This window comes from Cohaesibacter haloalkalitolerans (assembly GCF_003574655.1).
Classification (GTDB): Bacteria; Pseudomonadota; Alphaproteobacteria; order Rhizobiales; family Cohaesibacteraceae; genus Cohaesibacter; species Cohaesibacter haloalkalitolerans.
The window spans coordinates 144,248-171,114 of sequence record NZ_QNUM01000001.1; the positions used below are offsets into that span (position 1 = coordinate 144,248).

General features: G+C 59.6%; 17 protein-coding genes. 13 read left to right on the forward strand and 4 right to left on the reverse strand.

The window, feature by feature from the left end:
* Positions 1-261: 261 nt before the first annotated feature.
* The 8 genes from DSL70_RS00670 to rsgA all read left to right on the forward strand — a co-directional run bounded on the left by DSL70_RS00670 (position 262) and on the right by rsgA (position 10,018).
* Positions 262-702, forward strand: a complete 441-nt coding sequence (locus DSL70_RS00670; RefSeq protein ID WP_119305974.1) for a rhodanese-like domain-containing protein — start codon at positions 262-264, stop codon at positions 700-702.
* Positions 703-959: 257 nt separating this feature from the next.
* A complete protein-coding gene (gene dnaA, locus DSL70_RS00675) occupies positions 960-2,375 on the forward strand; it encodes a chromosomal replication initiator protein DnaA (protein WP_245418053.1) in 1,416 nt (471 codons plus the stop codon).
* A 195-nt stretch (positions 2,376-2,570) separates the two neighbouring features.
* On the forward strand, positions 2,571-3,689 hold the full coding sequence (gene dnaN / locus DSL70_RS00680) for a DNA polymerase III subunit beta (protein ID WP_119305975.1): 1,119 nt from the start codon (positions 2,571-2,573) through the stop codon (positions 3,687-3,689).
* A 180-nt stretch (positions 3,690-3,869) separates the two neighbouring features.
* Positions 3,870-5,027: a DNA replication/repair protein RecF gene (recF, locus tag DSL70_RS00685; RefSeq protein ID WP_119306549.1), complete on the forward strand. Its 1,158-nt coding sequence runs from the start codon at positions 3,870-3,872 to the stop codon at positions 5,025-5,027.
* 21 nt (positions 5,028-5,048) lie between these two features.
* Positions 5,049-5,477 carry a cytochrome c gene (locus DSL70_RS00690; protein WP_119305976.1) on the forward strand — a complete coding sequence of 143 codons (429 nt, stop codon included), beginning with the start codon at positions 5,049-5,051 and terminating at the stop codon, positions 5,475-5,477.
* Between the two features lie 170 nt (positions 5,478-5,647).
* Entirely contained in the window at positions 5,648-8,083 is a 2,436-nt protein-coding gene (gene gyrB / locus DSL70_RS00695) for a DNA topoisomerase (ATP-hydrolyzing) subunit B (protein WP_119305977.1), read from the forward strand.
* Positions 8,084-8,181: 98 nt separating this feature from the next.
* A complete protein-coding gene (locus DSL70_RS00700) occupies positions 8,182-8,607 on the forward strand; it encodes a cupin domain-containing protein (protein ID WP_119305978.1) in 426 nt (141 codons plus the stop codon).
* A 313-nt stretch (positions 8,608-8,920) separates the two neighbouring features.
* Complete coding sequence (gene rsgA / locus DSL70_RS00705) at positions 8,921-10,018, forward strand: ribosome small subunit-dependent GTPase A (RefSeq protein ID WP_119305979.1); 1,098 nt, start codon at positions 8,921-8,923, stop codon at positions 10,016-10,018.
* An 88-nt stretch (positions 10,019-10,106) separates the two neighbouring features.
* Here rsgA and DSL70_RS00710 read toward each other — a convergent pair whose 3' ends face one another.
* The 3 genes from DSL70_RS00710 to DSL70_RS00720 form a co-directional block, all read right to left on the reverse strand.
* Positions 10,107-10,619 (reverse strand): ferritin-like domain-containing protein, encoded by a 513-nt coding sequence (locus DSL70_RS00710; protein ID WP_119305980.1) that lies wholly within the window; start codon positions 10,617-10,619, stop codon positions 10,107-10,109.
* 213 nt (positions 10,620-10,832) lie between these two features.
* Positions 10,833-11,678, reverse strand: coding sequence for a fumarylacetoacetate hydrolase family protein (locus DSL70_RS00715; RefSeq protein ID WP_119306550.1), 846 nt, complete (start codon positions 11,676-11,678; stop codon positions 10,833-10,835).
* 96 nt (positions 11,679-11,774) lie between these two features.
* Complete coding sequence (locus DSL70_RS00720; RefSeq protein WP_205563119.1) at positions 11,775-12,746, reverse strand: quinone oxidoreductase family protein; 972 nt, start codon at positions 12,744-12,746, stop codon at positions 11,775-11,777.
* Positions 12,747-12,947: 201 nt separating this feature from the next.
* On the opposite strand from DSL70_RS00720, the gene DSL70_RS00725 reads away from it, so the two are divergent.
* Together DSL70_RS00725 and olsB are read left to right on the forward strand one after the other, a co-directional pair.
* A complete protein-coding gene (locus DSL70_RS00725) occupies positions 12,948-15,308 on the forward strand; it encodes an ATP-binding protein (RefSeq protein ID WP_119305981.1) in 2,361 nt (786 codons plus the stop codon).
* Positions 15,309-15,564: 256 nt separating this feature from the next.
* Positions 15,565-16,536: a l-ornithine N(alpha)-acyltransferase gene (olsB, locus tag DSL70_RS00730; protein WP_245418054.1), complete on the forward strand. Its 972-nt coding sequence runs from the start codon at positions 15,565-15,567 to the stop codon at positions 16,534-16,536.
* Positions 16,537-16,669: 133 nt separating this feature from the next.
* Here the strand turns inward: olsB and DSL70_RS00735 are convergent, their stop codons facing one another.
* Positions 16,670-18,958, reverse strand: a complete 2,289-nt coding sequence (locus DSL70_RS00735) for an NADP-dependent malic enzyme (protein ID WP_205563120.1) — start codon at positions 18,956-18,958, stop codon at positions 16,670-16,672.
* A gap of 398 nt (positions 18,959-19,356) precedes the next feature.
* Here DSL70_RS00735 and mutS point away from each other — a divergent pair, with 398 nt between their 5' ends.
* The 3 genes from mutS to murJ all read left to right on the forward strand — a co-directional run bounded on the left by mutS (position 19,357) and on the right by murJ (position 26,782).
* Positions 19,357-22,014, forward strand: coding sequence for a DNA mismatch repair protein MutS (gene mutS, locus DSL70_RS00740; RefSeq protein ID WP_425359325.1), 2,658 nt, complete (start codon positions 19,357-19,359; stop codon positions 22,012-22,014).
* 152 nt (positions 22,015-22,166) lie between these two features.
* Positions 22,167-24,968 (forward strand): [protein-PII] uridylyltransferase, encoded by a 2,802-nt coding sequence (locus DSL70_RS00745; RefSeq protein WP_119305984.1) that lies wholly within the window; start codon positions 22,167-22,169, stop codon positions 24,966-24,968.
* Between the two features lie 254 nt (positions 24,969-25,222).
* A complete protein-coding gene (gene murJ, locus DSL70_RS00750) occupies positions 25,223-26,782 on the forward strand; it encodes a murein biosynthesis integral membrane protein MurJ (protein ID WP_119305985.1) in 1,560 nt (519 codons plus the stop codon).
* Positions 26,783-26,867 lie beyond the last annotated feature (85 nt).

Sequence of the window (26,867 nt, forward strand, 5' to 3'; positions counted from 1 at the left end):
AGCAAAAGCCTACCGGTGCCCACTGGACACGTCCGGGTCTTTGCTAAAAACCAATGAGTGCAACCATCAAGGAAAGGTCGCCTCGCAAGAGCGGTGCACCTCATTCGCGGGCTCTGCGAGCAGCAGGGTCAGGGGTCGACGTCCGGATGTTCTTGCCAAATCGGAGCAAGAACCGTTTGTATCTCACGGTCATGCCCATGAACCGTTTGTTCAGTTGCGTGATCTGGTGGCCATGTGCCACCCGAACAGGAGTATTTGTCTTTGAGTGGAACGGCGCCCTATGCAGGTGACATTGATGTTCTGACTGCCTGGCAGCAGATCTCCGAGGATCCGAAGGCTGTGCTCGTGGACGTGCGTACCCATGCGGAATGGTCCTATGTCGGCATGCCGGTGCTGAACCATCCCGACCGGGAGGTGCTTCTGGTGGAGTGGCTTTCCTATCCTGACATGGCGGTTCATGGCGATTTTGCCGACCGGCTGCTGCAGGAGCTTGCAGACAGGGATGTGGCAGCAGACAGCGCCATCTATTTCCTCTGCCGTTCTGGCGCCCGGTCCAGACATGCGGCGATCGAAATGACACGGCGGTGGAGCGGGCCCTGCTTCAATATCGCTGCGGGGTTCGAGGGCGATCTTGACGATGCGCTGCATCGATCGAGTTGTAACGGATGGAAGCATGCCGGGTTGCCCTGGCGGCAGTTCTGAGACACGTCAAGATGTTTCGAATTGCCCGGGCCGGCACCCGGATTTGGAAAATTCAACTTGGCCGTGGAGAGAAGAGCGAGATAAAACTCGCCGGAATTGCGGCTTATCAAGGAAACAGCTGTTTTTGGCGGCTATTAGGCTAGAACAACAAAATGACAATACAGCAGACGGCCACAAAGGGAAATGTTGACATGGAGATGAGGGCGGCAACTCATCAGACCTTTCCCGGGGCTGACTCCCTGGAAGAGGAGCCTTCGGTGAAAGTTGGCAAGGAAGAATGGGACCGCGTCAAGAAGAGACTACGCGCGGAACTCGGAGAAGACGTGTTTTCCAGCTGGTTTGCCAGCGTGGAGATCGAGGACGAACAGAACGGTCTGGTGATCCTTTCCGTTTCCACCCGGTTCCTCAAATCGTGGATTCAGTCGCATTATGGCGATCTGCTGATGGCCCTGTGGCGCGAGGAATGTGAACAGGTGCGTCGCATCGATCTGTTCGTCCGCGGGGCCGTTCGTCCCAAGACGGTGCAGAACAAGGTTCAGCCCAAGGCGCCTGAAGCAGTCATCAAGGATCCCGGCTTTGCGCGCCCTGCTGCGGCTGTCGCGGTCGGTCAGGATCAGGACCAGCTCGGCGGTTCGCCGCTTGACCCGCGTCTGACGTTCGAAACCTTTGTCGTCGGCCAGTCCAACACGCTCGCCCATGCCGCAGCCAAGCAGGTTGCCATGGCCCAGCCCGGCCAGCCGGTTTCCTTCAACCCGCTTTTCCTGCATGCCTCCGTCGGGCTCGGCAAGACCCATCTGTTGCAGGCCATCGCATGGGAAGCCAAGAAGTCCAATCCGACCGCCCGCGTGCTCTATCTGACCGCCGAACGCTTCATGTACAGCTTCGTACAGGCCCTCAAGAGCCAGGCCGCGCTTGATTTCAAGGATACCCTCCGGGATATCGACATCCTGCTGATCGACGATCTGCAGTTCCTTCAGGGCAAGAGCATCCAGCAGGAATTCTGCCATACGCTCAACAGCCTCATCGACGGTGCCCGTCAGGTGGTGGTTGCCGCCGACCGTCCGCCGGTTGAGCTTGAAAGCCTTGACGAACGCGTCCGGTCGCGCCTTGCCGGTGGTCTGGTCAGCGAATTGCAGCCGCTGGAAAAGGAGCTGCGTCGCTCCATACTGGCTGATCGTGCAACGCAGGCAGCCCGCCGCGATCCGAACCTGACCATTCCGGAACTGGTGCTGGATCATGTGGCCGGGATCATCCGGTCCAACGGTCGTGATCTGGACGGTGCCTTCAACCGTCTGATGGCTCACAACCAGCTGACCGGTGCCCCGATCTCCATAGAGATGGCCGAACAGGCCCTCAAGGATCTGGTTCGCTCCAAGGAGCCGCGCCGTATCCGCATCGAAGACATTCAGCGTGTCGTGTCCAAGCATTACAACGTATCCCGTTCGGATCTGTTGTCTTCGCGCCGGACCCGCACAATCGTCCGTCCGCGCCAGATCGCCATGTATCTGTCAAAGATGCTGACGCCGCGCTCCCTGCCGGAAATCGGCCGTCGTTTCGGTGGTCGCGACCACACCACGGTTCTGCATGCGGTCCGCAAGATCGAGGAGCTGGCAGCGTCAGACAACACTTTGCAGCAGGAAATCGAAATGCTGAAACGGAACATCGCCGAATAGGTGGTGCCGTTAGGCATATGGCTTAAGCAAGCCTGCCGATTGCTGCGAAAATGTGGAAGAAACATGAGGGGATCGCACCAGAATCGGGCCGATCCCCTTGCCTTATCCGGGAAGACGAGGCACAGTTGCTTCCCCGCCTTTGCTGGTCATCGTCGGGCATAAGTAGTTGATGTATTGATGTAGGGAAATTGGGATATGAAAGTCACTCTCGAACGGGCAACCCTGTTGAAGTCGCTGAACCATGTCCATCGGGTTGTGGAACGTCGTAACACTATTCCGATCCTGTCCAACGTGCTTTTGCGCGCAGAAGGGGGCGATCTGGTTTTCAAGGCAACCGACCTTGATCTGGAAGTGCTCGAGACAGCACCAGCAATGGTGGAGATTGGTGGCGCGACCACGGTGCCGGCACACATGCTTTATGACATCGTGCGCAAGCTGCCCGACGGCTCTCAGGTGACACTGGAAACCAACGAGGAGCAGACCGCTCTGGCAATCGTTGCCGGACGCTCCCATTTCACCTTGCAGATCCTGCCGGTGACGGATTTCCCGGACATCACGGCCGGTGAATTCTCCAACCATTTCACCATTCCGGCGCTGGACCTAAAGCGGTTGATCGATCATACCCAGTTTGCGATCTCGACCGAGGAAACCCGCTATTATCTCAACGGCATCTACATGCACAGCCTCAATGCCGATGGTGGATCGGTGCTGCGCGCCGTGGCAACCGATGGCCATCGTCTGGCTCAGGCCCAGCTGCCCGCTCCGGCTGGAGCTCAGGGCATGCCGGGCGTGATCGTGCCGCGCAAGACCGTTTCAGAAGTGCAGAAGCTGATCGAGGATCCGGAAGCCAACATTGCCGTTGAACTGTCGGAAACCAAGATCCGCCTGACCATCGGCCCTGTCGTCCTTACCTCCAAGCTGATCGACGGCACCTTCCCGGACTATGAAAAAGTCATTCCGAAGGGCAACGACAAGGTGATGAAGATCGAGAATGCGCTGTTCGCCCAGGCGGTGGATCGCGTGTCAACGGTCTCCAACGAACGCGGCCGCGCGGTCAAGCTCAGCCTTCAGCCCAACAGTCTGGTGCTTTCGGTCTCCAACCCGGATTCAGGCACGGCGACCGACGAGCTGACCGTCGAATATGACGCCGAACCTATGGAAATCGGCTTCAACGCCCGCTATCTGCTGGATATCACCAACCAGCTGGAGAGCAGCAGCGCCCAGTTTCGTCTGGCCGACTCTGGCTCGCCGACCCTCATTCAGGACGATGGCGACAACAACACGCTCTATGTGCTGATGCCGATGCGCGTCTAGCCGGTCTCACGAGACCGCGAAAATTGTGAAAGATGCATGGGGCATTTCCTTTCGAAATGCCCTATTCTTTTTTCACCCGATTCTCCTCTGCGACCGCACGGATCGAACCTTGCGGGCTGACCAACCGAAGGATATGCGACCTTGAAGACAGATCCGACCGGCTCCGACCTGACCGCTCAGATGGTGCGGCCCGTCGACAGGGTGACGGTTTCGACGATCAGTCTTTCCAATTTTCGCAATTATGCCTCGTTGCAGCTGCCCCTTTCGGGCTGCCATGTGGTGCTGACCGGACCGAACGGGTCGGGCAAGACCAATCTTCTGGAGGCCATATCCTTTCTCTCTCCCGGTCGCGGCATGCGGCGGGTTGCCTATACGGAAATTGCTCGCGAACAGTCTCCTGAGGGAAGCTGGGCGGTTTCTGTGGCACTTGACGGCCCCATGGGGGAAATCAAGCTCGGAACGGGATTGCAGAATGGTCCCGATGGCCTGTTGCAACGCCGGATCAGGATCAACGGCGCGACGGCCAAGTCGGCGGAGAGCCTTTCCGATCACATCTCGGTGCTGTGGTTGACCCCGCAGATGGACAGCCTTTTCATTGGAGCAGCTTCCGAACGGCGCAAGTGGCTCGACCGGATGGTGCTTGCCATTGACAAGGCGCATGGTACGCGGGTCAATGCTTTCGAGAAGGCGATGCGCCAGCGCAATCGGCTGCTCGAAGAAGCCCCCCACGAGACTGTCTGGTTGGACGGTATCGAAGCGCAGATGGCCGAGTTCGGTTCGGCCATTGCAACTGCGCGGGCGGAATTGATTTCGCTTCTGAATCGATCCTTGTCGATCCTTCATGGAGAAGACGGCACCAGCGCCTTTCCCAATGCCCTTCTGGGGCTCGAGGGCGTTCTGGAAAGCGAGGCCTTTGCCCGCCCGGCCATCGAGAGTGAGGAACATTATCGCACGGTCCTCAAGCAAGGACGAGGGCGGGACAGGGCTGCGGGCCGGACCCTGATTGGGCCGCATCGCTCCGACCTGCTCGTGCGGCATGGTCCCAAAGACATGGTGGCGGCGAAATGCTCGACCGGTGAGCAGAAGGCCCTGTTGCTGGGCATCGTTCTGGGCCACGCCCATCTTGTGGCGGAGCGGGCGGGGCGCACGCCCGTGGTGCTGTTGGACGAGGTGGCGGCCCATCTGGACGAGGCCCGAAGGCTGGCCCTGTTCGATCTTCTGGACAGGCTCGGCTGTCAGGCCTTCGTAACCGGAACGGATGACAGGATCTTTTTACCACTTGGACAGCGAGCCGAGCGCTTCCATGTTTCCTGTGGTACAATCGAGGCCATCGAATAACCTTCACGAAGCGGGGCCATCATGGCGCGAAAACGGCGTATTCCTTTTGCCAGATCAAGAAACAGCCTCATTTTCATGTTTGTGTCGCTGTTCATCCTGCTTCTGATGCTCTCAAGCGGTGACTTCTTCTCGGACAAGGACGCCGACAAGACGCTCCCGACCCTCGACAGCACCCAAATCCGCAAGGAAGGCCTGAAGCTCTACAATGCCAATTGCCTGAGCTGCCACGGGGTTGGTGGCCGCAGCACCAGCTTTGGTCCGGCGCTGATCAACCGGATCTATTTCCGGGGCAATCTTTCCGATCGGGCCTTCATTCAGGCCGTGACCTATGGTGCGCCGGAGCGCAACTGGGATTACGGTCCGATGGATCCTGTGGAGGGTCTGAGCCAGACCGAAGTCGCCATGATTCTGGCCTATGTGCGTTCGGAGCAAGAAAGGGGCGAAAAGTAATGAAATTCAATATCTTACAAGAATAGTGGCTTTACCCCTCCTTTCAAAGGGCAAACTCTTCACAATAGCAGGCCGAGATAGTCACGTTCAGTGGGCTAGAAGCGGTTGAATGCGGCGAAAAACCTCGTATAAGTGAAGGGTTAGCCGTAGCTTAAGGATGACTGATTCGCATGAGCGATACTGAAAACACCCCCCAGAATGCAAACTCTGAATATGGCGCTGATTCCATCAAGGTCCTCAAGGGTCTGGATGCCGTTCGCAAGCGCCCGGGCATGTATATCGGGGACACGGACGATGGGTCAGGTTTGCACCACATGGTCTATGAGGTGGTGGACAACGCCATTGACGAAGCTCTGGGTGGATATGCGGATCTTGTGACCGTGACCCTCAACGCCGACGGATCTGTCACCGTGACCGACAACGGCCGCGGAATCCCAACTGACATTCACCATGAAGAAGGGGTTTCCGCAGCAGAGGTCATCATGACCCAGCTGCATGCAGGCGGCAAGTTCGACCAGAACAGCTACAAGGTTTCCGGCGGTCTGCACGGCGTGGGTGTGTCCGTGGTCAACGCCCTGTCGACCAAGCTCAAGCTGCGCATCTGGCGCAACGACCAGGAACATGAAATCGACTTCGAGCATGGCAACGCCACCGGCCCGCTGCGCGTGATCGGCCCGACAACCGGCAAGAAGGGGACCGAGGTCACCTTCACACCGAGCCCGGAGACCTTCACCCATATCGAATTCAACTTTGCGACCCTTGAGCATCGCCTGCGTGAGCTGGCCTTCCTCAACTCCGGTGTGCGCATCCTGCTGACCGACAATCGCGGTGCCGACAAGCAGGAAGTCGAGATGCTCTATGAGGGTGGTCTGGAAGCCTTTGTCCGCTGGCTCGACCGCACCAAGAAACCACTCATCGAGAAGCCGCTGTATGTTTCCGCCGAAAAAGATGGCATCACTGTCGAGGCTGCGCTGTGGTGGAACGACAGCTATCATGAAAATGTGCTGTGCTTCACCAACAACATTCCGCAGCGCGATGGCGGCACCCATCTTGCCGGCTTCCGCGCCGCACTGACCCGTCAGATCACCTCCTACGCCGAAAGCTCCGGTCTGCTGAAACGCGAAAAGGTCAACCCCTCGGGTGATGACTGCCGCGAAGGCCTGAGCTGTGTGCTGTCGGTAAAGGTTCCGGATCCGAAATTTTCGTCCCAGACCAAGGACAAGCTGGTCTCCTCCGAGGTGCGCCCGGTTGTCGAGAACCTGCTCAACGCCGCCCTTGGCGAGTGGCTGGAAGAAAACCCCAACGAAGGCAAGACCATCGTTTCCAAGGTGGTGGAAGCCGCTGCGGCCCGCGAGGCAGCCCGCAAGGCACGTGAGCTGACCCGCCGCAAGGGCGCGCTCGACATCGCCTCCCTGCCCGGCAAGCTGGCCGACTGTCAGGAACGCGATCCGGCCAAATCCGAACTGTTCCTGGTGGAGGGCGATTCCGCAGGCGGGTCGGCCAAACAGGGCCGTCACCGTTCCAATCAGGCCATTCTTCCCCTGCGCGGCAAGATCCTCAACGTGGAACGCGCCCGCTTTGACCGCATGCTCTCCAGTCAGGAAATCGGCACGCTGATCACCGCCCTTGGCACCGGCATCGGCAAGGACGAATTCAACCCGGACAAGCTGCGCTATCACAAGATCATCATCATGACCGATGCTGACGTCGACGGCGCCCACATCCGGACCCTGTTGCTGACCTTCTTCTTCCGCCAGATGCCTGAGCTGGTCGAGGGTGGCCATCTCTATATCGCCCAGCCGCCGCTCTACAAGGTCAAGCGCGGCCAGTCGGAACAGTATCTCAAGGACGAAAAGGCATTCGAGGACTATCTGATCGACACCGGCATCGAGGAAGCGGTTTTGACCACGGGCTCGGGCATCGAGCGCGCCGGTCGCGACCTCCGGGTTCTGCTGAATGAATCCCGCACCTTCTCGGCAACGCTGGAAGGGCTGCATTCGCGCTACAATCGAGCAGTGGTAGAGCAGTCGGCCATCAGTGGCCTGTTCGATCCGGCCATCGCCGAGAACGAAACCCTGATTCAGGAAGCCATGGCGCGGGTCTGCCGCCGTCTCGACCGGATGGCCGAAGAAACCGAACGTGGCTGGGAAGGCCATGTCAACGAAGAAGGCTCCTATGTCTTCGAGCGCATCGTGCGTGGTGTCAAGGATGCTGCCGTGCTCGACGCAGCGCTGCTCCACTCGGCCGATGCCATCAAGCTCAACAAACTCGGCGAGGACATCAAGGAGAATTTCGACTACGGCACCGTCATGCGCCGCCGCGAAAAGGAATATGTCGTCTATGGTCCGGGCTCCCTGCTCAAGGAAGTCTATGGACTTGGCCGCAAGGGTATTTCGATGCAGCGCTATAAAGGGCTGGGCGAGATGAACGCCGAACAGCTCTGGGAAACCACGCTCGATCCGGAAGCCCGCACCCTGTTGCAGGTACGCGTGCAGGAAGCCGACGATGCGGATGACATTTTCGCCAAGCTGATGGGGGACGACGTGGAGCCCCGGCGAAACTTCATTCAGGACAACGCCCTCAACGTGGCGAACCTCGATATCTGATCAGAGAAAGGCGCACCGGGTTGCGCCTTTTCTTTTTCGTGCCGGACCAATTGGCCTTCGGCCGAGCTTTGGTGACTGGGCAGTTTCGGAGAACAGCAATGGATGATGCAGACGCAATTGTCAAAAAGCTTGGCATGCAGCCTCACCCGGAAGGGGGCTATTTCATCCAGACCTTTCGCGACGAGGAAGGGCCGGAAGGGCGCGGTCATTCAACGGTCATCTACTATCTGCTGAAGACTGAGCAGCGGTCACACTGGCATCGGGTTGACGCCGTCGAGGTCTGGTTCTGGCAGGCAGGCGCACCACTTGAGCTTAGCTTCTCAAAGGACGGGACCGGAACCGAAACATTGATTCTCGGACCGGATATTCTGGCAGACCAACAGCCTCAAGGCATCGTGCCACGCCACGTCTGGCAGTCCGCCCGCTCCCTCGGAGCATGGAGCCTTGTCAGTTGCATGGTGGCGCCAGGCTTCCTGTTCGAGGGTTTCGAGATGGCCGAACCAGACTGGACACCTGCACCTTAGGTCTCTGAAACGGACCTTTCCATCCCGCCAGACAGGGGCTTCGATTGGCCCTGACGTGGCTGAAGAGCAACAGGTCTTGCGGCAAACCCGCTCTGAGGTTGCCATGAGGATGACAAATCCCGTTGCCTGAAGTAAACTGGCGCCATTCATCATGATCACCGGGCTATTTGCCCGAAAGGAGGGTATTTATGAGTGTCATAACTGTCTTCCGGGTCAATTGCGGTTGAGCCATGTGCTCCCTCTCTTGCCTGGACCATAACGGCCCTGCCGAAAGGCTCGCGCCGCACGTATTTTTAATGCTAAAGGCAAGACAATGACGTCTTTCGAAGATTTTCTTGGCAAAGCACCCGAGCCAAAGCAGGGCTGGTCGCTTGCCGATCTGGGATTTACTGCCCATTTCATGAGCCAGCTCGACATGGATGAGCTGGAACAGCTGACCCCTTACCGGATTTCTGAAATCCAGCGCTCTGTCGTCGTCGGGTTGGGGGCATCTGACAGCCGCTCCCTGCGCACCCCACACAAGGTGCCGACCTCGACCTATGGGGTCGGCGACTGGGTTCTGGCCGATCACACCGATCAGATCATCCGTCGCCTCGAACCGCGCACCGAGCTCAAGCGCCGGGCGGCTGGCACTGGGGTTTCCGAACAGATCATGGCTGCCAATGTGGATGTCCTGTTCATCGTTACCTCCTGCAATGATGATTTCAAACTGGCCCGCATCGAGCGGTTTCTGGCGCTGGCGCGGGATGCCGATGTCACCCCGGTGGTGCTCATCACCAAAATCGACCTGTGCGACGATCCCGCCTCCTTCGTCGAACCCGCAAAGGGGCTGATGGAAGGCCTCGATGTACTCGGGCTCAATGCCAAGGATCCGGACGTAGTCTCGCAGCTTGCGCCGTGGTGCCACAAGGGCCAGACCATCGCCATGGTCGGCTCATCGGGGGTTGGCAAGACCACACTGCTCAACGCCTTCACGGGGCGAACGGACGCGACGCAGGAAATCCGCGAGGATGACTCCAAAGGGCGGCACACGACGACCTACCGGTCGCTGCACCCCACCGTCAACGGCGCCTGGCTGGTGGACACACCGGGTATTCGGGCTTTGCGGCTGCACGAAAAGAGCACGGGCATCGAACAGGTGTTTGATGACGTTGTCGAACTGGCAACCCAGTGCAAGTTCCGCAACTGCCGCCATGAAAATGAGCCCGGCTGTGCCATTCAGGAGGCCATCACGGCAGGTTCGCTGGATGCCGAGCGTCTTGAGCGCTGGCGCAAGCTGGAGGCCGAGGATATGCGGAACACCGAAACAGTGGCCCAAAGCCGTCGCAAATCCAAGGCATTCGGCAAGATGGTCAAGAACGCGGCCAAGGAAGCAGACCGCTTCAGAGGGCGAGATCGCGAGGATTTCTGATCATCGGAACGGGAGCGAATCGTTCCTGATTTTATGAAAATGAAAAGGGGCCACGCTCGTGGCCCCTTTTTCATGGTGCACCATACCGTCAGCGCGCGGCACAGCGCTGAAAGGCGGGCAAATGCTTCTGCTGGGACGCATCGCTCAGCGTATTAAACGCCGCCGTGATGTCGGCATAGTCCTTGACTGCAGGCAACAGCCTGTCGGTATAGAGACCGGCATTGTCGATTTCGGCCGTGACGCCCATCGTGCAGGCCTCTGCCAGCGTCGCCGGAACCGCAGCTCGGATTCCGACTGATTTCAGCTCGGTGTTGGCCGGAATGTCCACGCCATACTGTGTCATGATGTCGATGAGGATGGCCTGATGCATCTGTTCGGCGCGGATGATGTTGGCAAAAGGCCGCACGGCACCAAATTTTTCCATCACGGCGTCATAGAAGGCCTCGGCGTGATACTCATCCTGCAAGGCAGTGGTGAGCGCCGCTGCGACCGGCTGCGGCACGCTGCTGTCGGCCGCATTGGCGGGACCAGCAAAAAGCCCCGCGGCGATCAGCGCGGACATCAACACGGCCTTGGCTGTGGAGCGGGTGGTGGTGATCATGATCTATTTCCTCCGAGATCATCGGCCCGACTGCAGAGGTCTGGCATGATTGTGTTGGCATCATTATTTTCGATAATTCAAATATAATGATGGAACGGGAGAGAAATAGGGCAGCAACGCGGGAGAAGTGTAATCACACAGTCAGATTGTGTAACCCTTTGTCGTCAGGGGTGGAGCTTTGCCCCACCCGCCATTGCAGCGCGCCGATGCCGGTCAATCGGAATAGGCAAGCACGGTCTGGGCCTGTTCGCCAAGTCCTTCGATGCCCAACCGGATTGTGTCACCCGCCTTGAGGAATTGCTGCGGCTTCATGCCCATGCCGACGCCTGGTGGCGTGCCGGTGGTGATGATGTCGCCTGCGCGCAGACTGACAAAGCGACTGAGATGGGCAATGATCTGGGGCACGGTAAAGATCATGCGGGCCGTTGTGCCGCGCTGTTTGGCTTCGCCGTTGACATCGAGCCAAAGGTTGAGCTGCTGCGGGTCGGCCACTTCATCACGGGTAACGAGCCACGGGCCGACGGGACCGAAGCCATCGCAGGATTTGCCCTTGACCCACTGACCACCATGATTGTTCTGGAAATCCCGTTCGGAAATGTCGTTGACTACGCAATAGCCGGCAACCATGTCAAGCGCATCTTCCTCGCTGACGTGGCGGACGGTCTGGTTGATGACCACGCCCAACTCCACTTCCCAGTCCATCTGGGTCGAGCCCTTCGGCATCATGACCGGATCATTGGGGCCGGTCGGATCGCAGACTTTCATGAAGACAATCGGGTTTTCCGGCGGTGCGATCCCGACTTCGGCGGCGTGGTCGCTGTAGTTGACGCCGATGCAGAAGAAGCGCTGGATGGTGCCGACGCAAGGCGCGATACGGACCCCTTCGGGCACAACGGGAAGCGTTGAAAGATCAAGAGCAGCAATCGCCTTGAAGGCAGCGGGGCTCAACTGGTCCGGTCCCAGATCGGGCATGTGGCCAGACAGATCGCGGCCGACGCCATCGGCGTCGAGAATGGCCGGTTTCTCGGCCCCTGCCTCACCAAATCGAAATAGCTTCATGCAATAGTCCTCCTTGATCAATCCATTCTTCAAATGCTGTGGGGCCATCACCGGGATGATGCCCGGCGACGAGCCCTTCTGTTGTTCAGGCTGATCTTAGGGGATCAGCACCAGAGAGCCGGTCGTCTTGCGGCTTTGCAGATCAATGTGGGCCTTGGCAGCGTCAGCCAGGGCGTATTCTGTCGGTTCGGCGAGCTTGATGCTGCCCGCGGAAATAGCCGCGAACAGATCCTGACTGGCCGCGTCCAGAGCCTTGCGCGTGGCAATGAAATGGGCCAGCGTCGGACGGGTCACCATCAGCGAGCCCTTGGTGGCCAGAATACCCAGATTGACCCCGTCGACCGCACCGGATGCGTTGCCGAAGCTGATCATCAGGCCGCGCGGGCGCAGGCAGTCGAGGCTGTCGACAAAGGTGTCCTTGCCGACGCCATCAAATACCACCGGAAGCTTGGCGCCATCGTTGATTTCCAAGACCCGTTCCGGAACCGATTCGGTTCGATAGTTGATGACATGGTCACAGCCGAGCGCCTTGACCAGTTCGGCCTTTTCCTCGGAGCCGACCGTGCCGATGACCGTTGCGCCGAGCGCCTTGAGCCATTGCACGGCGATCTGGCCCACCCCGCCCGCAGCGGCGTGGAACAGCACCGTCTCGCCTGCCTTGACTGGATAGATCTGGCGGATGAGATATTGCACTGTGAGACCCTTGAGCATGCAGGATGCCGCTGTCTTGGCCGGAATGCTGGTCGGCAGCAACACGGCAGTTGCAGCATTGATGACATTGTGCGTGGCATAGGAACCGATCGGCCCGGAGCAATAGGCAACCCGATCACCGATCCGTACGCCGGTCACATCCTCTCCGATCGCTTCCACAAGGCCAGCGGCCTCGCCACCGAGCCCGGTGGGCATGGGCAGCTTGTAAAGACCCGAACGGTGATAGGTGTCGATGAAATTCACGCCAATGGCCTCGTGGCGTACGAGAATCTGGTCCGGCTTCAGCTCGGGAATGTCCCGTTCCACGAGCTGCATCTGGTCCGGTCCTCCGTGAGCGTTGATCTCGATTCGAGACATCTTGCGCATCATATCCCCCGATCATGATTTTGGTTTCTCTGCAAATCGATCTATGAAATTATGCCAGTGGAGCGAAATTGCAACGTCTTTCTATGCTTTGGTCGGACTGGGGACGGCCTGAAGACGAACTGGCGGTACATGACAACAATTTGGTCACTGCCTTGTGCTAACAAGAGTGAAGAGACATAGCCGGAAGATTTCATGCCACATCCTCGCACCCTGTTCGAAGCACCAGCCAGGCGGCCACACAAAGCCCGCTTTCTGCTGATTCCGCTCGGATTTCTGCTGTTCGCAGGTGGTGCCTTCGCACTCACTCTTGGCGGCGCCATGATCTGGGTCGGCGCGCTGGTCTGGCTGATCTGCGGCGCACTGGCTGCCGTTCTGATCCTGCAGTCGGTTGGCCGTGCAACGTTGCGGCCGGAACGGGAGGAAGCGCTGCGCGCCCAGATGGAACAGCTGGACCTTGCGTGCGAAAATCTTCTCGACCAGAACTGGGAACTGCGCGAGGCGGAGCAGAAATACAAGGCGCTTCTGACCCGGCAGGGAGACATCATCCTGCATCTGGACAAACAGGGCGAAGTGCTGTTTGCCAATGCGCCGTTCGAGACCTATTTCGAGGGCAGCACGACCCGCTCGCCCTTCAGGCTTGACGCTGCCGAGGCAACCGGGCTGGAGGTGGATGGCACCAGCGACAACAGCCCTGGCCACGATCCATTGTGGGAAAAGCAAATAGAGACCCGCACCGGGCCGCAGTGGTTCCGCTGGACAGAAACGCTGATGCGCTCGGTGCACAAGGACAGTGGCACGCGGCTGGTCATTGCCCGCGACATTTCCGCCTTCCGCAAGGTGGAAGCGGCGAGCGAGGCCAAATCCCGCTTTCTTGCCACCATCAGTCACGAAATGCGCACCCCGCTCAACGGCATCATCGGCATGGCCAATCTGCTGGAATCGACCCCCCTTTCCGCCGAGCAGGCCAGTTACAGTCAGGCCCTGCGGCAATCGGGAACGGCGCTTCTGGCGCTGGTCAATGACGTGCTCGATCTTTCCCGTATCGAGGCAGGCAAGATGACCCTTTCCTATGAGTGGAGCTCGCCGACGCGCCTGATGGAAGACGTGGTCGAGCTGCTGGCGCCGGATGCGCAGGAAAAGGGTCTGTCCGTTGCCTCGTGGGTCGGCGCCAATGTGCCCGACAAGCTGCTGATCGACCCGGTTCGGGTGCGGCAGATTCTGGTCAATCTGCTGGGCAATGCCATCAAGTTCACCGCCGAGGGTGCCATCAATCTGTCGCTGTCGCTGGAGGGCGAACCGGTCGAGGGAGAAATGGTGACGCTGGTGATGGCTGTGCGGGACACAGGCCCGGGCATCGCCGAAGAGATGCATGCCCGCCTGTTCGAGGAATTCGAGCAGGCCGACACCACGCGGTCTCGCCAGCATGAGGGGACCGGGCTCGGCCTTGCCATTTCCCGCCGTCTGGCCCGCATGATGGATGGCGACATCAACCTGTCGAGTGTTGCAGGCAAGGGCTCGACCTTCAGCCTGCGTATTGAGGCAGCCTGGCTCAATGACGAGGCCCCGGAGGCGGATGACCCGGCGGCGATGGACATTCCGTCAATTCTTCACGGCGATATTCTGGTCGGCATCGACCTGACCAAGGCTGACGAGCGGGCACTGTTTGCCTATTGCCACGACTGGGGCATCACCTTTCATGCCTTCAGCTTTGAGCAATGGCGCACGGCGGGCCGGGAGATCGCGCCCGATCACCTGCTGATCAACGGCGCAGAGCCGGACAAGGCCACGGAAATCTTCGCCGAATTCGACCCCATGCGGGGCGGTCGTCTCACCCGACCGCTGCCACGCAGCCGGATCATCCTGCTTGAGCCGGGCGAGCGCCGGATCATTCCGCAAATGCGCAACTGCGGCATCAGTGCCTATCTGGTCAAGCCGGTACGCCAGCTTTCGTTGCGGCAGGCCCTGTTGGGGCATCCGGATCACCACCCCGACCATCATGTCGATCAGGCCAGCCGAACCAATGAGACCGAGGGGCGCTTTCCGGCAGACGAGCGGCCTCACAGTGCCACCGCCTCTGCCATCCCCCCCGCCAGCACGGAGCCAACAGATAAGAGCAAATCGGTGGACCTTGCGGTAAAGGCATCCGAAAGACCTGCCCGTATCCTGCTGGTCGAGGACAATGCCATCAATGCCCTGCTGGCCCGCACGGTGCTGGACAAGGCAGGCATGAAAACCTGTCTTGTCGGGTCGGGAGCAGAAGCCCTTGAAGCCTATGGCAAGGATGCCCCCTTTGATCTGGCGCTGCTCGATCTGCACATGCCGGACATGGACGGGCTGACACTGTTCGATGCGATGCTGGCCATCGACAGGGAACGAGGCCACACTGTGCCCAAGCTCGCCTTTACCGCAGATGCGCTGCAAGAAACCCGCGCCGCCTGTCTGGAACGGGGCTTTGCGGACTATATTATCAAGCCGGTACAGCCGGAAGAACTTGTCGAAATACTCCGTCGGGTTCTTGATAAAAGAGACACATGTCACAAAACTGTACTATAATTTCTTTAGGGGTCCGCTAGATGAAATAATTGGTCTCGTTTCGCTTCCCACATGATTCGGGCATGGAGTTGGTGTTTGATCTCGGTCTTTGGTAGAGGAACCTGTGGCAAATCAAATATCTAAGTCCACGACCATGCTATGTGGCGCACGTTACGAACCTGAAGGCCCGCACGATTAAGACGGGCCGCGCATAATCGACATTGTAAGCGCAGCGAATCGATCGCCCGGCTCTTGATCGTCTAGGAGGACGAAAACGATGGCCATGCTGGATAACAATACCGATTTTGACATCGGTGGCGCGCCCTGCCCGCCGCCTCCAGTGCTTAAACCAAACCTTTCCAGCAAGCTGATGGCGGCCCTGAGGCGCAACCGGCTCCGGGATGGTTATCCCATCAGCAGCAAGCCCATCACACTTGGACGCGTGGGGTCGCTGGAAATCCGTCTGGCCCAGACCGAGCGCGAAATCCGCAAGGCCCAGCGCCTGCGCTACAAGGTATTCTACAAGGAAATGGCTGCCAAACCGGACAGCCAGACCAAGTTCACCCGTCGCGATGCCGACGCCTATGACGCCATTTGCGACCATCTACTGGTGCTCGATCACGAGCCGCCGAAAAAGAAGTTCCGCCGTCACGAACCGCGGATCGTGGGTACATACCGTCTGTTGCGTCAGGAAATGGCCAACCTCTATGGCGGTTTCTACACCGCTTCAGAATTCAATATCAGCCCCGTCATCAACAACCATCCGGACCGTCGCTTTCTGGAGCTGGGCCGCTCCTGCGTCCTCAAGGACTATCGCACCAAACGCACAATCGAACTGCTGTGGCAGGGGATCTGGGCCTATGTGCAGATTCACAAGATCGACGTGATGATCGGCTGCGCCTCCATTCAGGGCACCAATCCGAAGGAACTGGCAGAACCGCTCACGTTTCTGTCAAAGCTGGGCAAGGCCCCGGATGAATGGTCCGTCGGCGCCCTGCCGCACCTCAGCGTGCCGCTGGAACAGATGAACCCGGACGAGATCAACGATAAGGCCGCGCTGCGTCGCCTGCCGCCCCTGCTCAAGGCCTATATGCGGCTTGGCTGCTATTTCAGCACCAACGCCATGGTCGATCACCAGTTCGGCACCACCGATGTGCTCATCGTTCTGCCGGTGGAAAACATGGACCCGAAATATATCGAGCATTACAGCACGGCCAATGTGAAAGACGCAGTCGCCATGCATCAGTAAGGGATGCCCGGCGGAGGGATCCTGACCTTCGGGCAAGCTTTGCTGACAGCTTGAGCGCTGCATAACAAAAAAAGGGGGAGCATCGGGTGATGCTTCCCCTTTCTTTTTTCGACGATTGAACTCCCGAGAAGAATCAGGAGCCCAGATTGTAGGCGGCCAGAGCGGCCATGTTGACGATGTCCACGTCCTTGGCACCGAGTGGCAGGATCTGGATCGGCTTGTCCAGACCAACCAGCAGCGGACCGAGGATCGTTGCGCCACCGAGTTCCTGCAGCATCTTGGTCGAGATCGAGGCAGCATGGAAGGCTGGCATGACGAGCACGTTGGCAGCCCCGGACAGGCGGCAGAACGGATAGGTCTGCATCAGGTCCGGGTTGAGGGCCACATCGGCGGCCATTTCACCGTCATATTCGAAGTCGACGCGACGACGGTCGAGAATCTTGACCGCCTCACGCATGTTGTCAGAGCGCTCGCCAGCCGGATGACCGAAGGTGGAATAGGCCAGCATGGCAACGCGTGGCTCGATACCGAGCTTGCGGGCAACCCCCGAGGCTTCCTCGGCGATGTCGGCCAGCTCCTGCGCCGTCGGCATTTCATGCACGGCTGTGTCAGCCACCAGCACCGTGCGGCCCTTGCACAGGGCGATGGTAACGCCGATCACCCGATGGCCCGGATGCGGATCGATGACCTTCTGCACGTCTTCCAGCACGATGGAATAGTTCCGGGTCACACCGGAAATCATCGCATCGGCATCACCCATGGCAACCATGGAGGCAGCAAAGATGTTGCGGTCACTGTTCACCATCCGCAGGCAGTCACGATAGAGGTAGCCCTGACGCTGCAGGCGACGATAGAGATGCTCCGCATAGGCATCGCCCCGTTCGGAAACGCGAGCGTTGACCAGTTCCAGCCCGGGGCGATCCAGATCGATTCCGGCCTCTTCCGCCGTCTTGCGGATCAGATTGTCCCGACCGACAAGAATGGCCGTGCCGAGCTGGTCGTTGGCAAAAGCAACGGCGGCGCGGATGACCTGTTCCTCTTCACCCTCGGTAAAGACAACCCGCTTGGGATTACGACGGACCTTGGAATAGACCCCCTGCAGGGTGGCCGCCAACGGGTCGCGCCGGGCATGCAGCTGCTGGGCATAGGCATCAAGATCAACGATCGGTCGACGGGCCACACCGGTTTCCATGGCCGCCTTGGCAACAGCTGGCGGGATGGAACTGATGAGGCGCGGGTCGAACGGGACCGGGATGATGTAATCGGGGCCGAATTTCGGGCGATCCTTGCCCTGATAGGCACTCACCACCTCGTCCGGCACATCTTCCTGAGCCAGAGCCGCAAGAGCGCGGGCTGCTGCGACCTTCATTTCCTCGTTGATGCCGGTTGCCCGCACATCAAGCGCACCGCGGAAGATGTAGGGGAAGCCGAGCACGTTGTTGACCTGGTTGGGGTAGTCCGAGCGACCGGTTGCGACGATGGCATCGGGGCGGGCCGACTTGGCTTCTTCCGGTGTGATTTCCGGATCCGGGTTGGCCATGGCGAAAATGATCGGCGACGGAGCCATTTCGGCCACCATGTCCGGGGTCAGCGCGCCCTTGACCGACACGCCGAAGAATACGTCAGCGCCCTTGAGGGCTTCAGCCAGACTGCGGGCCTCGGTTGGCACCGCGTGTTTGGACTTCCACTGGTTCATGCCTTCCTTGCGGCCTTCATAGATCGGCCCCTTGGTATCGCACAGGATGACATTCTGGTGGGGAATGCCCATGGCCTTGACCAGTTCGATACAGGCGATACCGGCGGCACCGGCGCCGTTGCAGACAACCTTGGTATCCTTGAGTTCGCGGCCCGTCAGCTTCAGCGCATTGAGAAGGCCGGCGGCGGCGATGATGGCTGTCCCATGCTGGTCGTCATGGAACACCGGAATGTCCATCATTTCCTTGAGCTGCTGCTCGATGATGAAACACTCGGGTGCCTTGATGTCCTCAAGGTTGATGCCACCGAAAGACGGCCCCAGGTAGCGCACGGCGTTGATGAAATCATCGGGATCGGACGCATCGACTTCAAGGTCGATGGAATCCACGTCGGCGAAACGCTTGAACAGAACAGCCTTGCCTTCCATCACCGGCTTGGATGCCAGCGGTCCCAGATTGCCGAGTCCGAGAATGGCAGAGCCGTTCGAGATGACCGCGACGATGTTGCCACGCGCCGTATAGTCGAAGGCACGGGAGGGGTCTTCTGCGATGGCCCGTACCGGGGCGGCAACACCGGGCGAATAGGCCAGGGAAAGATCGCGCTGGGTAGCCATCGGCTTCGTCGCCACGATTTCTATTTTCCCCGGTCTGCCCTTCTGATGGAAGAGCAATGCCTCTTCATCAGTCACAGTCACACTTATAATGGGGTTGTCTTGATCCACCTTCACTGTAGTCTCCAATCATTTTTTGGCACAGCTTTTTTATGTAAAGCGTCTTATCCCTGGCTACTCAGTCAAACCTCGCACGGCTCCGCTCCTCCAGAACATGCGAATAATCAAAAATAGAAAATTTAATAATCTGACTGGTCGAATTTTGTGAGCAATAGTAGATGCTCTCCCATATCTCGCCATATTAGGGTAAGCAGTTATTCACATTACACCTTCGTCTTAGGTGAAACAATTCGTCAAAATGGCTCAGTGGTGGCCCTCAAGCAGAGGACTTGATAGATTGCCGCCGATTGGCACCCTCAGATTCGCGATAACCACGGAAGCACCAGAAATACATGTCGAGCGCCGGGCAAGAAAAATCATCTGCAAACGAAACTCCATCCCCAAAGGCAACGCCGATGATGGAGCAGTATATCGAGATCAAGACGGCCAATCCCGACAGCCTGCTGTTCTATCGCATGGGCGACTTCTACGAGCTGTTTTTTGACGATGCGCGCGAGGCTTCGCAGGCGCTGGGCATCACGCTGACCAAACGCGGCAAGCATCTGGGCGAAGATATTCCGATGTGCGGTGTGCCTATTCACGCAGCCGAAGGCTATCTGGAGCGGCTGATCGCGCTCGGCTACAAGGTGGCGGTCTGCGAACAGACCGAAGACCCGGCCGAGGCCAAGAAGCGCGGCGCAAAATCGGTCGTCAAGCGCGACGTCATCCGCCTGATCACGCCGGGCACCCTCACCGAGGACAGCCTGCTCGATGCCTCCAGCTCGAACTATCTGGCCGCCATAGCCCGGGTCAAGTCCGGTGATGAGGGGCAGCTTTACGGCCTTTCATGGCTCGAGCTTTCCACCGGCGACTATGGCGTTCTGGCGCTGGATAACTTGCGCCTTGGGGCAGAGCTGGCACGGATCGACGCCCGCGAGGTGATCATTGCCGATCACATGCTGATGGACGAGGACATCCGGCCGCTGAAGGATACGCTTCGGGCCAGTTTCTCGCCGGTGCCGCGCGCCTTCTTTGACGGGGCGACGGCAGAAGACCGGCTGCTCGACTATTTCGGGCTGTCGACACTGGATGGCCATGGCCTTTATCAACGGGTCGAACTGATGGCGGCAAGCGCCATTCTGGCCTATGTCGAGAAGACCCAGCTTGGTGCCCGACCACCGCTCAACCCGCCGGTGCGGGAGCTTTCCGGCCGGACGATGGCTATCGATTCGGCCACCCGCGCCAACCTTGAGCTGGTCCGGACCCTCTCGGGCGACAAGAAGGGCAGCCTCCTGTCAGTGATCGACCGCACGGTAACCGGCGGCGGATCGCGCCTGTTGTCTGCACGACTGGCAGCACCCTTGGCCGATCTGGCGCCCATTCTGGAGCGGCAGGATTCGGTCGGCTGGTTTCTGGAGAACAGCCGCATCAGGGAAGACCTGCTGGACGATCTGAAGTCCGCACCGGACATGCTGCGGGCGCTGTCGCGGCTGGCGCTGGATCGCGGTGGCCCACGGGATATCGGCGCCATTCGCAGCGGCTTCGACACGGTGCTGAGCCTTGTCGGCCATATGGTCAGCTCGGCGGATGAGGCGAACCTGCCCGCAGAGCTTGAGGAGGCACGTCAGGCGTTGACCGCGATGCCGCGACAGCTCGGCGACCTGCTCGTCGGGGCGCTTGATGACGAACTGCCGCTGCAGAAGCGCGACGGCGGTTTCGTGCGTCGGGGCTATGACGGCAGCCTTGATGAATTGCGGTCGCTGCGCGACGAAAGCCGCAGGGTCATTGCCTCGCTGCAGGCCAATTATGCGGAGCTGAGCGGCATCAAGTCGGTCAAGGTCAAGCACAACAACGTGCTGGGCTATTTCATTGAGGTCACCGCCAACAATGCCGACCGGCTTATGTCCGCACCGCTCAACGAGACCTTCATCCATCGCCAGACCCTTGCCAACGCGGTGCGTTTTACCACCACCGAACTGGCCGATCTGGAAGCGCGCATCGCCTCGGCGGGTGCCAAGGTCGTGGCCATTGAGCTGGAGATTTTCGAGCATCTGCGCGAAGCGGTGCTCTCGGCGCAGGAGATCATCAAGAAGGCCGCCCGCGCCATTGCCGTGCTCGATGTTTCCATTGCCCTTGCCCGCCTTGCCGAGGAGCGGAACTATTGCCGACCACGGGTCGATGACAGTCTGGCCTTCGATATCCGCAATGGCCGCCACCCGGTGGTGGAACTGGCGCTGCAGCGCGAGGGCGACGACCCCTTCGTCGCCAACGATTGTGACCTCAGCCCCGCTGGAAGCCACCTTCATGGCCGCATCTGGCTGATGACCGGCCCCAACATGGCCGGTAAATCGACCTTCCTAAGGCAAAATGCGCTGATTGCCATTCTCGCCCAGATGGGATCGTTCGTTCCCGCAGAGACGGCCCACATCGGCCTTGTCGACCGGCTGTTCTCCCGTGTTGGTGCCGCCGATGATCTGGCACGAGGCCGCTCCACCTTCATGGTGGAAATGGTCGAGACGGCCGCCATCCTCAATCAGGCAGGCGAACGATCCCTCGTCATTCTGGACGAGATCGGTCGCGGCACGGCGACCTTTGACGGCCTGTCCATCGCCTGGGCAACCATCGAAAACCTGCATGAAGTCAACCGGGCCCGCGCCCTGTTTGCCACCCATTACCACGAGCTGACAGTGCTGCATGAAAAGCTGCCACGGCTCATCAACGCCACCGTCAAGGTCAAGGAATGGCAGGGTGAAGTGGTGTTCCTGCACCAGATCGTGCCGGGTGCTGCCGACCGCTCCTATGGCATTCAGGTGGCCAAGCTCGCCGGGCTGCCCGAGCCGGTCATTGCCCGCGCCCGTGATGTGTTGCAACATCTGGAAGAGGGCGACCGCCAGTCACCGGCAACGACCATTGACGATCTGCCGCTGTTCTCCGTCTCCGTGCAGAAGAGCCAGCCCAAGGCGGAAGAGAAGGATGACCTGCGAGACGCGCTGAAGAGGATCGACCCGGACGACCTCAGCCCGCGTGAAGCCCACGAGGCGCTCTATCGCCTCAAAGCCCTGTTGCAGGACTGATTGCAGATTGCAAGGGAATGGCAGGGAGCTGGTTTGCGCATCCCTGCCGCTATACTATATTGAAACGCATGTTATTTTGATCGGCTTAACCAGAAATCAAGTGTATTTATGGCATTGCTTGACACCAGCGATAAACGACAAGGCTAACGAACATGAACATTGCCCCCCAGAATGATGGTCTGATTGACGTTGAAGCGACCAAGGCGAAGCTGGAAACAATCGTTGCGGATCACGGGGGAGACGCAAAGGATTTCAAGACCAGAGCGGAAGTCCTCAAGCTCCTGAAAGAGACCTTGCACAATGGCCGTGTTCAGGCCGAGAAGCTGCTCAATGAAGACGGCCTCGGCATTCTGTGCGCCATCCGGCTTTCCTATCTGGAAGACCAGATCATCACGATCATTCATCGCTTTGCCATCGAGCATGTCTATCCCGCCGATAACCGCACGTCTTCCGAACATCTGGCCGTGGTTGCCGTTGGCGGCTATGGCCGGGCGACGCTGGCGCCGCACTCGGACATCGACCTGCTGTTCCTTCTACCCTACAAACAGACCCCGTGGGGCGAGAGCGTTGTCGAATATATCCTCTACATGCTGTGGGATCTAGGCCAGAAGGTTGGCCATGCGACCCGCACGCTGAATGATTGCGTGCGCCTGTCCCGTGGTGACATGACAATCCGGACAGCCATTCTCGAAGCCCGTTTCATCGATGGCGAAAAGAAGCTCTATGACGAGCTGATCGAGAAATTCGACAAGGACGTGCTGCGCAACACCTCCGCCGAATTCATTGCCGCCAAACTGGCCGAACGCGACGCCCGCCACAATCAGCAGGGCAACTCGCGCTACATGGTCGAGCCGAACATCAAGGAAGGCAAGGGCGGCCTGCGCGACATCCAGACCCTGTTCTGGATCGGACAGTATGCCTATCGCGTACGTCGGGCGCGCGCCCTGATCAAGGCTGGGGTCTTTACCGAACAGGAATACAACCGCTTCAAGAAGGCCAACAACCATCTCTGGACGGTGCGCTGCCATCTGCATTTTCTGACCGACCGCCCCGAGGAGCGCCTGTCGTTTGACGTTCAGCGCGAGCTGTCGACCCGCCTTGGCTATCGCAAGCGTCCGGGCCAGAATGGCGTTGAACGCTTCATGAAGCATTATTTCCTTGTGGCCCGGGAAGTGGGCGAGATCACCCGCGTGTTCTGCTCTGCGCTGGAGGAGGACTTCGGCCAGTCGGCACCGGGCATCAACCGCTTTTTCGCAGCCATTCCCCTGCCATCAGCCTTCAAGCGCCGCAAGGTGCGCAACGCCGACGGGTTCCTGGTGGATCATGGCCGCATTTCCGTCGAGAGCCCTGAGACCTTCACCAAGGATCCGCGCAACCTCCTGAAAATCTTCGAGCTGGCCGACCGGGACAATGTTTCGTTCCATCCGGACGCCATGCAGGCCATTCATCGCAACCTGCATCTCATCGATAATGATCTGCGCAACGACCCGGAAGCCAACGCCATCTTCCTGCGCATCCTGACTTCCCGGCGCGACCCGGAGAGCATTCTGCGGCGGATGACCGAATCCGGCGTTCTGGGCAAGTTCATTCCGGAGTTTGGCAAGATCGTCGCGATGATGCAGTTCAACATGTATCACCACTATACGGTGGACGAGCATCTGCTGCGGGCGGTGGGCATCCTGTCGGAGATCGAGAAGCAGGAACTGGGCGACGAGCATCCGCTGGCCCATGATTTCGTGCTCGATATCAAGGATCGCGTCGTGCTCTATGTCGCGGTGTTCCTGCATGACATCGCCAAGGGACGCCCGGAAAGCCATTCGACGGCTGGCGCCAAAGTGGCGATGGAGCTTTGCCCGCGCCTCGGCCTCAATGAAGAACAGACCGAGCAGGTTTCCTGGCTGGTGCAGGAACATCTGACCATGAGTCAGGTTTCCCAGTCCCGCGACCTTTCGGACCGCAAGACCATTCTCGACTTCTGCGCTGTCGTTCAGACGATGGAACAGATGCGCATGCTGCTGATCCTGACGATTGCCGATATCAAGGCAGTCGGCCCCGGGGTGTGGAACGGCTGGAAGGGCCAGTTGTTGCGCACGCTCTATACCGAATCCGAGCCGATCCTGACCGGTGGCCATTCGCAGAAGAGCCGCGATGCCCGCGTGGCCGCCATGAAGGAGCGCGTTGCCAGCCGCCTCACCGGCTGGAGCGAGGCGGAGATCGCCAGCTATCTCAATCTACATTACGAGGCCTACTGGTCGCGGACCGATGTCGACAGCGCGGTGGAACATGCCGAACTGATCCGTCAGGCCGACCGGGAGAACAAGAAGGTGGCCACCGCCATCAAGCCATACGAGTTCGAAGGCATCACCGAAATCACCATTCTCGCTCCCGACCATCCGCGCCTGTTGTCGATGATCGCCGGAGCCTGCGCGGCAGCCGGAGCCAACATCGTTGACGCCATGGTCTTCACGACGACCGACGGCCGGGCGCTCGATACCATCCTGATCAACCGCGAATTCGGCGAGGATCACGACGAGCGTCGCCGCGCCAACCGCATCGTCGATCTGCTGGTTCAGGTGCTGAAGGGCGAAACCCGTCTGCCGCCGCTGGTCAAGCAGAAGGAAAGCCACAAGAAGCGCTACAAGACCTTCCGCACCAAATCGAAGGTATCGGTCAACAACGAACTGTCCAACCGGTCAACGGTTGTCGAGGTCGAAGGCATGGATCGCTCGGGGCTGCTGTCGGCGCTCACCCGCACCCTGTCCTCGCTCAATCTCGATATCGCCTCGGCCCATATCACCACCTATGGCGAGCGCATCGTCGATGCCTTCTATGTCACGGACCTGACGGGTGCGAAAATCACCAATCCCGACCGTAAAAAAGCCATCGAAGAGCGCATGATGGAGGCCCTGACCGGCAAGCCGAAGGAACAACCGGGCGATCAGGCTGGTCGCTAGAGGCTGCTATCGACGGAATGCTGTAGACAGCGCCTCGGGCTAGTGGCGAAAGACGGCAATTGCGATTGAAACCGCCAGCAACAGGTCTATAAGGGCGTTTGGCCATTTCGGGGTCTGTTTTCGGAGCCCCCGGTCCTGAATGCTAAGGCCAGTCTTGGGGGCCAGTTTTGGGGGCCAGTCTTGGGGGCCAGTCCATGGGGGATGCGTGCCGAGTGCGCCGTTTGGGCCGTTGGGGCTGAGAGAAGGATCCTGGCATGTCGATGCTGAAGAATTTTGCCACCGTCGGTGTGGCCACGCTGGCCAGCCGGGCGCTGGGCTTTGTCCGGGATATCATGATTGCGGCAACGCTGGGTTCCGGCCCGGTGGCCGACGCCTTCTTCGTAGCCTTCCGCCTGCCCAATCTTTTCCGTCGCCTGTTTGCCGAAGGGGCGTTCAATTCGGCCTTCATCCCCATTTTTGCCGGATCGTTGCAGGAAGACGGCCCGCATGGTGCGCGGCGCGTGGCCGAAGAGATCCTCGCCGGGCTACTCATGGTGCTGATCATCTTCACCGCGCTTGCCGAAATCGCCATGCCGTGGATGATCCATATTCTTGCCCCGGGGTTCAACGAGGATCCGGCCAAATTCGATCTGGCGGTGGTGCTGACGCAGATCACCTTCCCCTATCTGCTCTGCATGTCGGTGATTGCCTTCCTGTCGGGCATTCTCAATTCGCTGGGCCGGTTTGCGGCGGCGGCCTTTGCGCCGGTGCTGCTCAACGTCGTGCTGATCGGCACCCTGCTGCTGATCCTGTTCTTCAAGGTAAGCGACGGGCCGACCGCAGGCTATTTCCTCGCATGGGGTGTGTTTGCCGCCGGGTTCGTTCAGCTTGCGGCGCTGGTCTGGTCGCTGTTGCGGGCCGGTTTCCCCATCAGCTTCCGCCGCCCCGCCTATACGAGCCACGTCAAGTCGCTGCTCAAGCTTGGCATTCCGGGCATCGTGGCCGGTGGCGTCACCCAGCTCAACATCACCATCGGCACGATCATCGCCTCCTTTCAGGCCGGGGCGGTTTCCTATCTCTATTATGCCGACCGCATCTATCAGCTGCCGCTCGGTGTTGTCGGCATCGCCATTGGCGTGGTGCTGCTGCCGGATCTGACGCGCAAGGTGCGGGCGGGCAACGAGGTGGCCGTCGACTATGCCCAGAACCGGGCGATGGAATTTGCCATGTTCCTGACGTTGCCTGCAGCGATTGCGCTGGCCGTCATTCCTGCCCCGATCATCGCCGTGCTGTTCCAGCGCGGCCAGTTCACGTCCGATGCGACCCACATGACTGCGATGGCGCTGGCCGCCTATGCCTTCGGCCTGCCTGCCTTCGTGCTCAACAAGGTGCTGTCGCCGGGCTTCTTTGCCCGGCAGGATACCAAGACCCCGATGCAGTTCGCCACCATCGGCATGGTCATCAATGTCGCCGGCTCGCTCATTTTGTTCCCCTTCCTTGCGCATGTGGGTATCGCCATTGCCACCACGGCAGCGGGCTGGATCAATGCCCTACTGCTCGGCATCACCCTGTGGCGGCGCGGCCATTTTCGGGCCGACCCCATGCTGATCCGGCGGCTGATCCTGTTTTCCCTCTCTTCGCTGATCATGGGCGGCGGGATCTACTGGCTGAGCGGGGTCATGGCTCCGTGGCTGCATGCCCCCCATCTGTCGACCCGGCTGGGCGCTCTGGCGGGGCTTGTTCTCTCCGGTGTCCTGCTGTTTCTGGTCGCAACCATCGGCTCGGGTGCTTTCTCCTTGAGAGAATTCAAGACCCGCTTCAACCGCAAGTCTTAGTGACTAACCGGTAGCGGCGGCAGGAATTGACTTGCATCCGCTTCTTCCTTGTCCGATAACCCACGGGCCGCACGGATCCCGCCGC